This window comes from Pedobacter sp. SG908 (assembly GCF_011759615.1).
GTDB classification, from domain to species: Bacteria; Bacteroidota; Bacteroidia; order Sphingobacteriales; family Sphingobacteriaceae; genus Pedobacter; species Pedobacter riviphilus.
On sequence record NZ_JAAOYY010000001.1, the window covers coordinates 267,163 to 282,162 of the forward strand.

Genomic DNA, 15,000 nt, shown 5'->3' on the forward strand with positions numbered 1-15,000 from the left:
CCAAACAATTTCGAATCTTCTTTAGATTTTAGGTCGCCATGTAATCTTTTAGCGCCTTTGGAATTGAAATTTTATTAATACAGCAAAATCACTAAATTATGCTCAAAGGGCCTGCATATCTATCATTAATTCTATTTATTTATGTGCTTTTTAGCGCTGGGGATACTGTAGCACAACCGAAACTGCAGCAGCCTGAATTGCGTTTTACCTCTCTCACCTCTAAAAACGGGTTGTCATCTAATAATGTAACTGTAATTTTTAAAGACAGATACGGTTTAATGTGGTTTGGTACCGAAGACGGATTAAATAAATTTGATGGCACTAACTTTACAACCTATAAACACCAGGTAAACGATTCTTCAAGTATTCAGGCTAATGAGGTTAAGGCCATTCACGAAGACCGGAAGGGAAATCTTTGGTTTGGTACCAGTGGAGGTTCGCTTGCACTTTTCAATAGAAGAAAAAATTCTTTCATCAACTATCATGCTTCAAATACCCCAACAGGATTCAGTCACAGCCTGATCAGGTATATCACCAGTGATTATTTGGGTAAAATATGGGTGGCAACCTTTACCGGGCTTGATGTTTTTGATCCAGACACTAAAAAGGTTTCCAAGTTTCCAATAGCAGCCGCCCAGTTTGGCAAACTTCCGCCAACAATGATAAATATCATGATGGAAGACAGCAAACACAGGATGTGGGTGGGAACAGACGATGGATTATTTCTTTATAACCGAAAAAAATCTTCTTTTACCAGAATTGGATCTGCAGCAGATAAACCAGTGCAGTTGGCGGGAACTATGGTAAAATCTTTAGCTGAAGATGATAATGGTAATATCTGGATCGGCACCACCTCTGGTCTGAGTATGCTTAAATCGGATGGTATGGGCTTCGAGAATTATCAACACATTCCGGGAGATCCCAACTCACTGAGCGATAATATTGTTCAAAGTATAGCTGTAGCGCCAAACGGTCAATTATGGCTCGGCACCGAAGATGGACTTAATGTTTTTGATCTCGGTACAAAAAAAGTAATGGTATATCGGCCAAACCCTCGAAACTCTTATAGCCTCCGGGGAACCAGTGTAAAATACGTGTATATAGATAAGCAGGGAATATATTGGCTAGGCTTATACCGCGAGGGGATTAATAAGTTTGACAGCAACCTCAACCTGTTTAACCTGATTAAAAGTAATGTTTTCGATGTATATGGTTTAAATGCACCTGTGGTAACTTCATTTGCACAAAAAAACAACAATAACATATATGTAGCTACAGAAGGGGGCGGATTGAGCATCTTTAATAGAAATACATCCTTGTTCCACAAAGTAGACCTGGAAAAACTGGGTTTACCCTCACGGATAACCCTCATGTCTCTATTTGTTAGTTCAGCTAAGAAAGTCTATCTGGGTACCTTCGGCTATGGCCTGATTGTTTTGGATTCAACTTTAACCAAAGCCACGTCCTTTAGAAAAACAAATAAAGATTTTGGCCTTAATTCAGACGATGTGTTTTGTATCACCCAGGATAAAAGCGGACTCATATGGGTAGGCACCAATGGCGGTGGGATCAATGTTATGGATTCAAACCACAAGGTCGTTTTTAGGTATATGAGTAAAGCTCAGGCGCCCATAGATCGCAATTTTCCGCTTAATAATTACATACGTTTTATCAAAGAAGACCGGTTCGCAAACATATGGATAGGTTCTCATGGCTCTGGAGCGGCCATGATTAGTGCTGATAAGACCATTATTAAACATTATAACGAGCTTAATTCAGGTCTTCAGGGTGATGTTGCGCAGGCTTTTCTTGAAGATTCCAAAGGACGGATCTGGATCGGAACTGCAGGAGGTGGCTTGAATTTACTTGATCAAAAATCAGGTAAATTTATAAATTTTGCTGAGCGCGATGGCCTGGCAAGTGCTGTTGTCGACGCGATCGTAGAAGATGACAATCATAATGTTTGGTTAAGTACCAACAAAGGGATTAGTCTTTTTGACCCTAAAACACAAAAATTTAGTAACTACGGAATATACAATGGGGTGCAGAACAATAACTTTATCAGGGGGGCTGTACTGAAATGTAAAGACGGTGAAATATTCTTTGGCGGAGCAGAAGGAATGAACTACTTCAATCCGGTCGGATTTAGAAAAAATAAAAATGTTCCCTCTGTGCTTTTTACCGAGCTAAAGATTTCCAATAATCTAATCGAGGCAAGCGAAGACGGACCGATAACCGACCATATATCTGTTGCAAAAAGGATTGACCTGGATTACAAGCAAAATTTTTCGCTGAGTTTTGTAAGTGTAAACTATACCGCACCAGAACAAAACCGTTATAGTTATAAGCTCGAAGGTTTTAATAAAGAATGGATTGATGCCGGTACAGCTAAAACCGTTTCCTACACCAATCTTGATCCCGGGGAATATATTTTTCATGTGCGGGCGAGTAACAATGATGGCGTTTGGAATACAACGGAGTCTTCGATAAAAATAATTGTCCATCCACCGCTCTGGAGAACAATATATGCTTATGCCTTTTACCTGCTCGCTATAGCCGGTACTTTACTTTACGTTCGTCATCGGGGTATTAAAAACCTGGAAAGAAAGTTTGCGCTGGTTCAGGAGAAAACAAAAATTGAGCAGCAAATTTTGCAGGATAGAAAAGAGGCAGAGCGGCTGCATGAACTGGATTCTCTAAAAATTAAATTTCTCACCAACCTCAGTCATGAGTTTCGTACGCCACTTTCACTCATCCTGGGGCCAGTTGAAAAACTCCTTTCACAACAGGGTGATGATGCTAAAAACGCTTCTCTTAAAATAGTGAAACGAAATGCCCGCCGTTTGCTTAACCTGGTAAACCAAATTCTTGATTTTCGTAAAATTGAAGAAAATGAGCTCAAGATAAATAATACGCCAGGTGAGCTGGTTTCCTTTATAGCTGATGTAATAGAATCTTTCAACGATTTAAGTGAACGTAAATCTATAAGCCTTTCTTTTCAAACCCAGTTCGATAGCTATCCAACTGAATTTGATCATGACAAATTGGAACGTATTTTATTTAACCTGCTTTCTAATGCATTTAAATTTACACCATCAGGTGGTACTATCACCGTTGATTTGAAAAGGACACAACGCGATGGGCAGAAAGAGGCCGTTTTGATAAGCGTTAGCGATACCGGCATTGGCATTAGCGAGGAAGAACAGCAGAAAGTATTTGAAAGGTTTTTCCAGGCAGATACCGAAGTTTCCATTCTCAATCAGGGAAGTGGGATCGGGCTCTCCATCATTAAAGAATTTGTCAAAATCCAGGGAGGTACTATCGATCTGCAAAGCGAAGTTGGAAAAGGTACCCGTTTCATTATTGCCCTACCTTTGCCGCTACTAGACCATATCGAAAAACTTAATCTGGATTTTTCTAGTCCTGAAACCCCATCACAAATTCAGGAAGAAGCCTCAGATAAAGCAGTAAGTGAAACAGACGCAGAAGTCCATACCATTCTTCTGGTAGAAGATAATCAGGACCTCAGGGAATATCTCCGAGATAATTTGAAGTCCAATTACCGCATTGTAGAAGCCGCTGATGGTAAGGAGGGTTGGCAAAAAACATTGGCAAACCATCCGGAACTTATTGTTAGCGATATTAGTATGCCAAATATGACGGGTATTGAGCTATGCAAAAAAATAAAAGAAGATAAAAGGACAAAACATATTCCGGTTATTCTACTAACTGCGCTCACTGGCGAACAAGAACAGTTGACGGGGTTGGAAATCGGGGCTAATGACTACCTTACCAAGCCATTTAATATTGATATCCTGAATATTAAAATCAAAAACCTTTTGGTTCTCAACTGGACCCTGAAAAATACTTATACCAAACAGATAAAAATGGAGGCAACAGAAATTTTAGTTGAATCCCACGGCGATAAGTTGCTCAAAAATATTCTAAAGTACATTGAGGATAATATCAATAATTCACAATTGTCTGTTGAGGATTTAAGTAAAAATGTGGGGATGAGCCGGGGCTCGCTCTACCACAAAGTGCTGGAATTAACAGGACTTTCACCTGTAGAGTATATACGTTCGGTAAAGCTCGATAAAGCTGCTGGTTTATTAGTTAAAAGTGATCTGAACATTTCTCAGATTGCTTACCTGGTAGGCTTTGCAACGCCAAATTATTTTGCGAAATCATTTAAGTTAAAATTCGGAATGCAACCTTCAGAATATTTAAACCTATACCGTAAGGCAGACAATTCTGCCAGCATAGAGAATTAGGTAGAATTGGTCGTTATGCAATCGATTGTTTCGGGCAACAAAAAACGTTTTACTGGATGTAATATTCTGATAATTAATGCGTTTATTCGTTTTTATTTTGTGTAACGTATTGTTTTTCAGTTGTTTATATTGATAGAACATTTGTAGCTGATTTATGAACAAATATTCTAACCTTCAGATTCGTTTTTGAGCTATGTTTGGATTTAACCAAATAAACTCTTAAACAATGACTAACCAACTAATCAACTTCTATGAGGAAGGCCGATGCAATCTTGCCCCCGCTAAATGGGATCAAACCTGCACCCGCTGTTCTATCCAGATCACCCCAGCACTCCGGTTTCTTTATTTTTCAAGTTTATGGAGCGAGGTATAACTAACCACTCTGTAATGGCTTGCTGTATAAAATAGAAAATTAGGCTTTTGGGTAAAACCCTCAACAGGTGAAGTATATGTCTATTTTTTAAACCCTTTCCATTTACCAGGAAGCATTGATGTATAACAGATCAATCTGAAATTCATTAACTCAAGAATTGTGCAATGCTTTGGTTAAAATTAGTTGGTGAGGGGATTAAATGGCGATGGACGTACACCGATAAAATAACAAACTATAGAAGTAAAATTACCTGGACCGGAAATGCTGATTATAAAAATATTGACCCTAAAATGCAATTGGATGAAACCACCAACATAATCGCATCATTTAATTGAAGGGTAACAGTTACCACATCGTGTAGCTAATCATTATTGAAGAAAAATCATTATCAGACTTTTCTTCCTATTTACAAAAAACACTAACCAAATAAATAATGCTAAGAGAATTACTTAAAATTCCATTTAGGAGAACTGCTTTCTTTCAAAACGTTTCAGCGGAAATGAAATGTTTCAGAAAACTATATCGAAACAGATGTCATCAATCTTACCCAACATTCTCAATAAATGATCTCGAAAAATGAAAAGAATTATACTATTGCATTTTGCTGGGGATAACCTGGTTTCGAAAAGGCAACTCTTTAAAAGATGTTGTTTAACAATGCTAACCTTGATGCTGATGATTGGAATAACATTTGCACAGCAGACAAAGGTAACCGGAACAATCTTTGATAATAAGCAAACCCCATTAATGGGTGCCACAGTTACGGTTAAGGGCACAAATATCCGTACCCAAACGGATATTGATGGCCGTTTTGTGATTAATGTACCTGATGATCGGTTAATTCTAGTAATTGGCTATGTGGGTATGGTAAGTAAAGAAGTTTCTACAAAAGGGAAAAATAACCTTAAAATTGTTCTTTCCGAAGATCAATCAAACCTTAACGATGTTGTAGTTATTGGTTACGGTACACAGAAAAAAGCCAGTGTGGTAGCCGCCATTGCACAAACTACGGGTAAGGTGCTGGAACGTGCCGGAGGTGTATCGAGCATAGGTGCTGCATTAACGGGTAATGTCCCGGGTGTGATAACTACTGCCAGTACCGGAATGCCCGGCGAGGAAGATCCTCAAATACTGATCCGCGGCCGCAGTACCTGGAACAATACCGGTCCGCTCATTTTAGTGGATGGAATTGAGCGCCAGATGAGCAGTGTAGATATCGGTTCAGTAGAAACTGTATCCGTATTGAAAGATGCTTCTGCAACTGCTGTATTTGGGGTAAGGGGAGCTAACGGCGTAATCCTGATCACCACCAAACGTGGCCGTGAGGGGCAGGCGTCTATCAGGGGGACCATCAATAATGTAATTAAATCTCCATCGCGCTTACCAGGAAAATATGATTCTTACGATGCCCTGACCATTAAGAACCAGGCTATTGAAAATGAACTTTCCCTAAAACCAGAAAGCTGGGCCGATTATCTGCCGCAGGCTACGATTAATAAATACCGTTACCCGGCAAATTTAGCGGAATCTGAACGCTATCCGAATGTAAACTGGGACCAGGTATTGTTTAAAGATTATGCCATGTCGAACAATGTAAACCTTAACATTTCAGGTGGAACCTCCAAAGTGAAATATTTTGCCAATGCCGATTACCTGTACGAAGGTGATTTGTTCCGCACCTTTAAAAACGATCGCGGTTACGAGCCGGGTTACGGTTTCAACAGATTAAATGTGAGGAGCAACCTCGATTTTCAGCTGAGCAAATCCACGCTGTTTAAAGTAAACCTATCGGGTTCGAGGGGAGTGAAGAAAAGTCCATGGGGCAATTCCAACAGCGATTATTCTTATTGGATATCCGCATATTCCACTGCTCCGGATGTATTTATGCCGCAATATTCAGATGGTACATGGGGCTATTATGCACCGAATGTGCAAAAAGGTTTAAACTCTGCTCGAAACCTGGCCATTAGTGGTGTGGGCTATACCACTACTAGTAGGATTACGACCGATTTTACGCTTGACCAGGATCTGGGATCTTTGGTAAAGGGTTTGAATTTTAAAGGTACCATAGCCTTGGATAATACTTTTATCGAAGGAAACAGGGGGATTAATGATTTATATAATGGTATGCAAAGCAAATGGATAGATCCGAAAACCGGATTGACCACTTATGAGCAGGCATTTGACGGAACCAATCGCTTCGATTTTCAGAATGGGATTAACTGGACCACGAGCGGTGGTGCTGTGCAGGATTGGTCAACCCAGCGCAGATTATTCTACCAGGGCCAACTCAATTATGCTGTAAAATTGGGTACCAACCACAACATTACGGCTATGGGACTTTTTAACCGGAATGAAGTAGCTACAGGAAGTGAGATTCCAAACTACCGTGAAGACTGGGTGTTCCGTACGACCTACAATTTTGCCAATAAATACATGATCGAGTATAACGGTGCATACAATGGTTCTGAAAAATTCAGTGCGAAAAATCGTTTTGCATTCTTTTCATCCGGAGGATTGGGCTGGATGCTGAGTGAAGAGAAATTTATGAAAGGCATCAAATTTTTAGATATGCTTAAGTTGCGTGCTTCATACGGAGCCATTGGCGATGATAATGTAAGTGGTCGCTGGCTATATCTTACACAGTGGGCTTATGGTAGTCAGACCAAACTCGGTGTAACCGGTGAGGGTTCTGAATTAAGTCCGTACACCTGGTATAAAATATCGGCGCTTGGCAATCCGGATGTGCACTGGGAAAAAGTAAAGAAAACCAATTTTGGTGTAGATTACAGTTTCCTTAAAGGTATGTTCACCGGAAAGGTTGACTTTTTCCGCGACCGCCGTACCGATATCCTGATTCTTGGCGGTAACCGGGCCATTCCTTCTTACTTTGGTGTTGATGCACCGGTAGCCAACCTGGGGATTGTACAAAACAAAGGTTATGAGCTTGAGCTGGCTTTCAACAAAAGATTAGGGCAGAACTGGAGACTTTGGGCCAACATAAACTATACCCATGCGAAGGATAAGGTGCTCGAAGCTGATGATGCAGAATTGTTACCCGAATACCAGAAAAGGGCTAACAAACAAATTAGCCAAAGTTATTCCTATGTGAGTGCAGGAAATTATAATACCTGGGATGAACTTTATGGCAGCACGATTCACGATAATAACGACGGACAAAAATTACCGGGCAATTATTATATCATAGATTATAACGGAGATGGTATTATCGATTCAAAAGATAATATTCCTTATGGCTTTCCATCAAACCCTCAAAATACCTACAATGCTACATTTGGTGTAGATTGGAAAGGTTTCAGTCTATTTGTTCAGCTTTATGGCGTAAACAATGTAACCCGGCAGGTGGTATTCAGCAGTTTAGCCGGCCAAAACCATCTGGTGTACAACGAAGGATCTTACTGGACCAAAGATAATCCTAATGCTGATGTACCATTACCCAGGTGGCTATCTACCGCCAGTGGCTATACTTCCGGTAACCGTTACATGTACGATGGATCTTACATCCGGTTAAAAAATGCAGAATTGGCTTATACCTTCGAAAAAAGCAAAAGCTTCATCAAACATATCGGTATGGAATCGCTGCGGGTATATGTAAACGGAAACAACCTGTATGTATGGACCAAAATGCCTGATGACCGGGAATCCAATTTTGCCGGAACCGGCTGGGCATCGCAAGGTGCCTATCCAACTGTAAAGCGATTTAATATTGGGGCCAACATTACTTTTTAATGCTACAATCATGAAAAAATATATCAAAACGTTAGTATGTTGTACCATTATCTGGTCAACAGTATCCCTTTCTTCGTGCGAAAAATACCTGGATAAAGCCGATGAAACCGTGATTTCGGAAAAAGAGGCTTTTAAGAATTTTGTTAATTTCCAGGGCTACACCGAAGAACTCTACAACTGTATTGTAAATTTTAGCACAAACTACTGGACCAACTCCTGGAACTGGGGAGAGGATGAGATTACTTCAACCGCCGGAAACTTTCATTTCATTCATAAAATAGACGATGGAAATTTCTGGGGCTGGCAATCTGAATTCGATGGCTGGGGATCTGGATGGATGAACCACAATAATTTTAGCACTAATAACGACCGTTTTAACAAGGATCTTTGGAAAGCGGCCTGGTATGGTATCAGTAAGGTAAATATGGGGCTGGCCAATATGGATAAGATGACAGACGCTACGGATGAGGAAAGAAACCTCATCAAAGGGCAACTGCTGTTTTTCCGCGGTTGGTTTCACCACAGGCTGATGGAATATTTTGGTGGGTTACCTTATATAGATACCGTTTTGCCTACCGATTCAAAGCTAAATCTTCCACGTTTAAGCTATAAAGCTTGTGCAGACAAAGCGGCTGCAGATTTTAGGGCCGCTGCCGATATTTTACCGGTTAACTGGGACAATACCACAGCTGGTAAACGTACGCTGGGTAAAAACCAATTAAGGATCAATAAAATCATGGCTTTAGGTTACCTCGGCAAAAATTACCTGTGGGCAGGAAGTCCGCTGATGAATTTTGAATCAACCGGTAGCAAGAGCTACAATTCGGAATACTGTAAAAAAGCAGCAGCTGCATTTGCTGAACTGCTTACCCTTACTGAAAGTGGCACCACGCAGTATGCACTTGTAGAATTCAAAAATTATTACCGCAATTTTTACACCAGCGGGCAAAACTGGGATTTACCCGGAAGTACAGAAGCCATATTCCGTGGTCCGTTTTTTAGTGCCAATAACTCTAACTGGGGAACCAGTAAGCAATACACACCAGTAGTCATTTCAGAAGGCGATCTAAAGTTTACGCCTACGGCTAATTATGTAGATTATTATGGCATGGCCAATGGCTTGCCGATCCCGGATATTACAAAGGCCGACAGTGATTCGGGTTACAATCCGGAATACCCCTGGAAAGGAAGGGATCCAAGGTTTTATAACGACATCGTTTTTGACGGAGTAAAATTTGTACAAGGTGCAATGGGTGCCAGCGATGAGAAAAACAGGTATGCCAATTTATACACAAGCGGAAGTTATAGGGATGTAAGTACCGGAAGTAGAACTGGTTACGTTTTACGTAAATTTATTCCTATCACTGCTAATAAATATGATAATGGCTATTCATATGGCAATAGCCTTCACATTTATGTTCCTTATATGCGTTTGGCCGATGTATACCTGATGTATGCTGAAGCTGCGCTGATGGGATACAATTCGCCCACAGGTAAAGACCCGGGTTTTTCTAAAACAGCTGTCGATGCCATCAACGTGATCCGCACCAGAGCCGGAGTAGCTAATGTAGCCAATAAATTCCTGACCTCGGTAGATGGATTTTTGGGTGAGGTAAGAAGAGAGCGTGCCGTAGAATTATCATTTGAGGGCCACCGCTTTAACGATCTACGTCGCTGGTTACTATTAATCGAGAAACCATACACTTTAAAAACATCACTTGAGTTTGACCGCAGCGGAACTTTCAGTACTACTGATCCTACCGCTAACCGGGTGGTCAACATTAAAGAAGTGGTTATTCTTGAGCGGAAGTTTAGTCAGAAACATTATTGGTTGCCACTCAAAAATGCCGACGTGAACATGTATGCAGATTTTAAACAAAATCCAGGCTGGTAAGGGTGTAAACTAATTCAAACGAATGAAATGAAACAGATCAAGATAATAACAGCCTTTTGCCTCGCCGTTGCCTTTTTACTGCCGGCAGCGGGATCAGCGCAAACCAATAGGCAGATCAGAAAAAACAATAAATCCGTTGTTAAAAACGAAAAACACCTGCCACAAGATACCGCATTTGTAATGCCTCAGATAGATTCTGTACAGGTTGCATTCCGGAAGGTGGCTAAACGAGACCTTTTAGGCGATGTTTCCGTATTGAACCTTTCTCAATTGATGGAAAAAAACTATTCAACCTCCAGCCTTGAAAACCTGGATGCCCTTTTGCCGGGTTTTAACGGTAACATTTGGGGAATGGGTGGCTATCTCGTGCTGGTAGATGGAATTCCGAGAGATATCAATAACATTATGCCAACAGAAATCGACCAGATTAGTGTACTCAAAGGTGTTAATGCTGTAGCGCTGTATGGTAGCCGTGCAGCCAAGGGCGTGCTGTACATTACCACTAAAAGAGGAGGTAATTATGAACAAAAGGTAAATGTAAGGGCCAATATCGGTTTGAATGTTCCTAAAAGCTATCCACAATTTCTGGGATCTGCTGAATATATGACCTTATATAATGAAGCGCGAAGGAATGACGGATTGCCAGACCTTTACAGTCAGCAAACCATATACAATTATGCCTCCGGAACAAATCCTTACCGTTACCCTAACGTAGATTACTATTCTTCAGATTATCTGAGAAACAGCTATGGACGAAACGACCTGACTGCAGAAATTTCAGGCGGAAACAACCGCACGCGTTATTACACCAACATCGGCTATTGGTCAGTAGGTTCGCTGCTGAATTTTGGTGAAGCTGTAAAAAACAGCGGTGCCAACCGTTTTAATGTGCGTGGAAATATCGATGTAAAACTGAATAAGATCATTTCCCTAAATGTTGATGCTACGGCCAGTTTCTATACTGGCAAAGGGGTAAATACCGATTATTGGGGCAGCGCAGCAATAGTTCGACCGTATCGTTTTGCACCACTTATTCCCATCAGTATGATCGAACCTGGTGATGCAGCATCGCTGGCACAAGCCAATAACAGCAACAACATCATTAATGGCAGCTACCTGTTGGGCGGAAGCCAGCTGGATCAGACGAATACCTTCGCCAGCATTTATGCAGGAGGCCACAACCGGAATGTATCCCGTCAGTTCCAGTTTAATACCGGGATAAATTTTGATCTCAACAGCTTGATGCAGGGATTGAGCTTTAAAACCATGCTTGCCGTTGATTATTCAAGCAGTTTTAATCAATCGTATAACAATACCTATTCGGTTTACGAAGCTGCATGGAACAATTATGCCGGCTTTGATCAGATTTCGGGTTTAACGAAGTATGGCATTGATGCCAGATCAGGCGTACAGAACGTCAGCGGAAGTGCTTACCGCCAAACTATTTCTTTTTCCGGCCAGTTTAATTATGCACGTACTTTTAAACAAAAGCATAACGTTACCGGATCATTGCTGGGTTATGGTTTTAACATTAGCGAATCTTCGGTTTATCATGCTACCAACAATGCCAATCTTGGCTTACAGCTGGGCTACAACTATGATCACCGTTACTATGCCGATTTCAGCGGTGCGTATGTGTATTCAGCAAAATTACCTTTGACAAACAGAGGTGCTTTCTCCCCAACACTATCTCTTGGATGGCGCATAAGTGAGGAGCCTTTCTTAAAAGGTTCTAATGTAATTGATAACCTAAAAATAACTGCATCAGCAGGGATATTAAATACCGATTTAGATATTAATAATTATAACCTATACCAAGGGTATTATACCTATAATGATGCCGCCTGGTATAGTTGGAGAGATGGTGGTTTGGTTCATACTTTTGATAAAAGGAGAGGTGATAATCCTGAATTGAAATTTCCACAGCGCAAAGAAATTAATTTAGGGATAGATGGGTCTCTTTATAAAAACCTGATCAACTTTACCGCTTCACTTTTCTTAGACCAAACGAAGGGCAATGTGGTACAGCCTGGTATACTTTATCCTTCTTATTTAACAACAGGTTTCCCGGTTTATTCTGATATCCCTTATGTAAATTATGATAACGATCAGCGCAGAGGATTCGATTTTGGTATCAGGATGAATAAAAAAATAGGCAGTATAGATTGGAGCCTTGGTTTAACCGGTACCTATTACGATACGAAAGCTACCAAACGCGCCGAATCTTACGAGTTTGCTTACCAGAGCAGAACAGGTAAACCATTAGATGCCATTTGGGGGCTGGAAAACTTGGGCTTTTTTAATAGTAATGCAGATATTGCTAATTCTCCAAGTCAATCTTTTGGGCAAGTTAAACCTGGAGATATTAAGTATAAAGATCAGAATGGCGATGGTATTATCGATACCCGGGATGAGATTTATCTTGGCAAAGGAGGATGGTTAGGTGCACCGTTTACTTTGGGGGTTAACTTAACAGCTAAATGGAAAAATTTGACGCTTTTTGTACTTGGTACCGGCAGATATGGTGCTAAAGCTATGAAGAACAGCAACTATTTCTGGGTGGATGGAGAAGATAAATACTCAGCAGTAGTAAGAGATCGCTGGACTCCGGAAACGCAGGCGAGTGCAACCTATCCAAGGCTAACTACGGCCACTAGCGATAACAATTTTCGGGCCTCTGATTTTTGGCTCTACAGTACAAATCAGTTCAACCTCTCTAAAATACAATTATCCTACCAGTTTCCTGTTAGTATGTTTCAAAAAGGTTTCATCAAAGAACTTGGCCTATATGCAAGCGGTATGAATTTATTAACGCTTGCTCCTGAACGAGAAATCCTTGAACTAAATGTGACTTCTTCCCCTCAAACCAGGTTTTATAACCTGGGGTTAAAGGCACAATTTTAATCATCCATAAAATTATCCTGAAATGAAAAGATTAAAACTTCTTTTGTGTGTAGTTACCCTGCTCTTTTGCATCAGTTGTAAAGACATGCTAGAGCCTGAAATAGAGAACAATCTTGATCTAGAAAGCACAACCAACAATGCATCTTATGCGCAAGGTCTGCTATTAAACGGCTATAACCGCATTCCAACTAACAGTTGGTCGTTTAATGATGTAAGCACCGATGACGCGGTAACCAATGATAAAAACAATGCCTACCTTAAAATTGCGACCGGGCAGTGGACAGCGATTAATAATCCGTTATCACAATGGACTAATTCTAGGGCTGCCATACAGTATCTTAACTTGTTTTTTTCGGTAACCGACCAGGTAAAATGGGCGGTAGACCAAAACATAAACAAAATGTTTAATGATAGGATGAAAGGAGAAGCGTTCGCGCTCCGGGCTTTGTTTAATTTTTATCTGTTGCAGGCACATGGTGGAAAAGGTGCCAACGGACAACTTTTAGGTATACCAATAGTGCTTCAGCCTGAAGGGCTTGATGCTGATTTCAATAAGCCAAGGGCAACGTTCGATGATTGTATGGCACAAATTTACCGTGATCTTGATATGGCCGAACAATTACTTCCGAATGATTTTGAGGATATTGCAACCGATGCCCAAGTACCAGCGAAATATGCAGGTGTGGGCAAGGATAATTACAATCGTGTTTTCGGATATTATTTTAGAGGACGTATAACTGCACGTATTGCCAAGGCTATCAAAGCCAAAGCATCACTGTTGGCTGCAAGTCCAGCCTTTAATCCTTCCGCAATTGCCAAATGGGAAAAAGCAGCAAATGATGCTGCTGCGGTAATTGATCTGAGAGGAGGATTAGTAAATCTTAATGTAAACGATATCAAGTGGTACGACAAAGATGCTGGTATTGATGGTTTAGCCTCTGGCGTAAACCCATCAGAAATTTTATGGCGTAGCGATGTAGGGAGTAGTAATGATTTAGAAAGAAGTAACTTTCCGCCAACGCTTTTTGGCAGCGGCAGAATAAACCCTACTCAAAATCTGGTAAATGCATTCCCTATGGCTAATGGCTATCCAATTTTGGAAAATAATAGTGATTTTGTAGCAGCTAGTCCTTACGATAACAGAGACCCCCGATTAAAGCTTTATATTCTTGTTAATGGTGGTACTTCCGGAACTTCAGGTAGTGTTATTAATACCTCGGCCAACGGAACAACTAACGATGCACTTAATAAAGTAGAAACTTCTACCCGAACAGGGTATTATATGCGTAAGCTACTTAGACAGGATGTTAATCTTAATCCCTCTTCAACAACAAGTCAAAAGCATTACAATCCTCGAATACGCTATACCGAAATTTATCTAGCCTATGCTGAGGCAGCCAACGAGGCCTGGGGGCCAATAAGTAATGGTACACACGCCTATTCAGCTTATGATGTAATTAAAGCCATACGCAAGCGGGCAGGTGTGGGCGCATCTAATAACGATGCTTATCTGGAGTCCATAAAATCAGATCAGGTAAAAATGAGGGCGTTAATCAGAAATGAGCGTAGATTGGAACTTTGTTTCGAAGGATTCAGATTTTGGGATTTGCGCAGATGGAATGCAAACCTGAACGAAGTGGCTCAGGGTATAAGCATAATAGCACCAGCATATAATCCAATAAATGTAGAGAACAGAGCCTACCAAAATTACATGGTTTATGGTCCGCTGCCTTATAGCGAAATTTTGAAGTACAACAATCTTATTCAAAATGCAGGGTGGTAGTTTTTACCACCAATGTAAATAA

6 protein-coding genes are annotated in these 15,000 nt (G+C 40.7%); all 6 read left to right on the forward strand.

Features of this window, described 5'->3' with window-relative positions; genetic code table 11:
- Positions 1-98 precede the first annotated feature (98 nt).
- Positions 99-4,274, forward strand: coding sequence for a hybrid sensor histidine kinase/response regulator transcription factor (locus tag FHT21_RS01045; RefSeq protein ID WP_167292953.1), 4,176 nt, complete (start codon positions 99-101; stop codon positions 4,272-4,274).
- Positions 4,275-4,811: 537 nt separating this feature from the next.
- A complete protein-coding gene (locus FHT21_RS01050) occupies positions 4,812-4,982 on the forward strand; it encodes a hypothetical protein (protein ID WP_167292954.1) in 171 nt (56 codons plus the stop codon).
- 340 nt (positions 4,983-5,322) lie between these two features.
- Complete coding sequence (locus FHT21_RS01055; protein WP_243853816.1) at positions 5,323-8,397, forward strand: TonB-dependent receptor; 3,075 nt, start codon at positions 5,323-5,325, stop codon at positions 8,395-8,397.
- Between the two features lie 10 nt (positions 8,398-8,407).
- Positions 8,408-10,291: a RagB/SusD family nutrient uptake outer membrane protein gene (locus FHT21_RS01060; protein WP_167292956.1), complete on the forward strand. Its 1,884-nt coding sequence runs from the start codon at positions 8,408-8,410 to the stop codon at positions 10,289-10,291.
- A gap of 27 nt (positions 10,292-10,318) precedes the next feature.
- Positions 10,319-13,195, forward strand: coding sequence for a SusC/RagA family TonB-linked outer membrane protein (locus FHT21_RS01065; protein ID WP_167292957.1), 2,877 nt, complete (start codon positions 10,319-10,321; stop codon positions 13,193-13,195).
- Positions 13,196-13,217: 22 nt separating this feature from the next.
- Complete coding sequence (locus FHT21_RS01070) at positions 13,218-14,978, forward strand: RagB/SusD family nutrient uptake outer membrane protein (protein ID WP_167292958.1); 1,761 nt, start codon at positions 13,218-13,220, stop codon at positions 14,976-14,978.
- Positions 14,979-15,000 lie beyond the last annotated feature (22 nt).

Excerpts from the sequence above, each read along its gene's own strand:
- FHT21_RS01045 (WP_167292953.1), top strand. The coding sequence starts at position 99 with ATGCTCAAAGGGCCTGCATATCTATCATTAATTCTATTTATTTATGTG.
- FHT21_RS01050 (WP_167292954.1), top strand. The coding sequence starts at position 4,812 with ATGCTTTGGTTAAAATTAGTTGGTGAGGGGATTAAATGGCGATGGACG.
- FHT21_RS01055 (WP_243853816.1), top strand. The coding sequence starts at position 5,323 with ATGATTGGAATAACATTTGCACAGCAGACAAAGGTAACCGGAACAATC.
- FHT21_RS01060 (WP_167292956.1), top strand. The coding sequence starts at position 8,408 with ATGAAAAAATATATCAAAACGTTAGTATGTTGTACCATTATCTGGTCA.
- FHT21_RS01065 (WP_167292957.1), top strand. The coding sequence starts at position 10,319 with ATGAAACAGATCAAGATAATAACAGCCTTTTGCCTCGCCGTTGCCTTT.
- FHT21_RS01070 (WP_167292958.1), top strand. The coding sequence starts at position 13,218 with ATGAAAAGATTAAAACTTCTTTTGTGTGTAGTTACCCTGCTCTTTTGC.